Raw genomic sequence first — 1623 nt, 5'->3', positions numbered from 1 at the left:
CCCAATGTTGCATGAGTAGGCCCGGTTTTGGTCAATGATGTCGATTTTTGGGTGAGACAGTCGCTGATGCGTGATCTGTGGCTTGTGGAGGAGGTGAAAGTGCCCTCGAGATGGCATTGGGGCGCTCTGAACAGGCCGTAGCGAGCGTTTTTCCCACCAGCCAGGCAGGCGCCACCCTGCGCCATAGCCGCATGTCCAATGAGGGTGGGGTGTGGAATCGGCTACGTCGGGTGCAGCTTGGCGGCGACGTGGGCGAAAAGCCGCTGGTAGGGATAGGCACTCGAGAGCAGGAAGCGCACGCGGCGCGTGTTGCGGGTGATGACCGCCCCGATCTTGAGTAACTTCAGGCGGATCGTGCCCACATAGGCGCTGGCCAGTTGCGTCCCCTTGAGCGCCAGGCGGCGGATCGCCTCAAGCAGGGTGTAGGCCAGGCTCGAGAGCAGGAGGCGAAACTGGTTCGCCCACCAGGCGTGACAGCTGGTGCGATCGGCAAACAGATCGAGTTGCTGCTCCTTGATGCGGTTCTCCATCTCACCGCGGGCGCAGTAGAGCCGATCGTAGAGGTATTGGGGTTTGGCCTTGAGGTTGGTGACCAGATAGCGTGGGTTGCTGCCCTGGGCGCTGTGCTCGGCCTTGACGATGATGCGCCGGCGCCGGTCCCAGCTCTTGGCGGCGTAGTACATCACATGGAAGCGGCGCTGCTTGCGCCCGCTTGTCTGGAAGGCCTGCTCGGCGGCATCGAGAAAGGGCCGCGCCTGGGCAGTGAGTCGCTCGTTGCGGGCGATGCCGACCAGATAGTCGACGTTGTGGCGCTCGCACCAGCGCAGCATCTTCCAGCGACAGAAACCCGAATCGGCGCGCAGCACGATGCGCACCTTCGGCCAGTTCTGGCGCAGCCGTTTGACCAGCAGGGCGAGCACCGCCCAGGCATGCTTGGCCGCGTCGATCCGACTCGGGCGCAGGTAACTGACCAACAGCTGCTTGTCGCAAAAGACATACAGCGGAAGGAAGCAGTAGCGGTCATAGTAACCGTGAAAAGAGCGCCCCTGCTGGCGCCCGTGCACCGCATCGTCGGTGGCATCGAAATCAAGGATCAGGCGCTTTGGCGTACGCCGAAACGAGGCGATGAACTGCTCGAGCAGCACCTCGTGCAACCGCCATGCCGCCAGGCGATCGGCCTGGTTCTCCCAGCGGCACAGGGTCGAGGCGCCGGCCAGGGGCGTGTCGCGTTCCACCGCCGTCTGTAACGCCAGATCCTCGCGCAGCTGCTGATGGTCGTTGAGGTCTTCATACCCCAGCGCCAGTGCATAGAGGCGCTGGCGTACCAGGTTCAGCAGCGTGTGCCTGCAACTGGCACGCCGGCGCGCATCCTCCAGCACCTTGGCCATCGCCTCACTCAGTCCCAGACGACGATCGGCTTGGCGCAGCAGCAACACTCCGCCGTCACTGGTGATCTCGCCACCCTCGAAACGGGCCTCGACCCGGCGGCGTTGACACGCTGGAAAATCAAACGACTCTTGGGTACATTCTGTCATTGGCAAAGTCCAGTTCGATTTCAGCCTAAGCAACTGAATTTTATCGAACTACACGGGCTTTGCCATTTTTATTGGTGAAATATTGGGG

The 1623-nt window shown here is 62.1% G+C and carries 1 protein-coding gene; it reads right to left on the bottom strand.

All coding sequences use genetic code 11. From position 1 onward, the window contains the following. Positions 1-221: 221 nt before the first annotated feature. The gene (locus tag B1C78_RS09665) at positions 222-1535 is read right to left on the bottom strand and encodes an IS1380 family transposase (RefSeq protein ID WP_077278958.1); all 1314 of its coding nucleotides are present in this window, start codon (positions 1533-1535) and stop codon (positions 222-224) included. Between the last annotated feature and the right edge of the window lie 88 nt (positions 1536-1623).

The organism is Thioalkalivibrio denitrificans (assembly GCF_002000365.1).
GTDB classification, from domain to species: domain Bacteria; phylum Pseudomonadota; class Gammaproteobacteria; order Ectothiorhodospirales; family Ectothiorhodospiraceae; genus Thioalkalivibrio_A; species Thioalkalivibrio_A denitrificans.
This window is presented reverse-complemented; position numbering and strand designations above follow the sequence as displayed.

Excerpts from the sequence above, each read along its gene's own strand:
- B1C78_RS09665 (WP_077278958.1), bottom strand. The coding sequence starts at position 1,535 with ATGACAGAATGTACCCAAGAGTCGTTTGATTTTCCAGCGTGTCAACGC.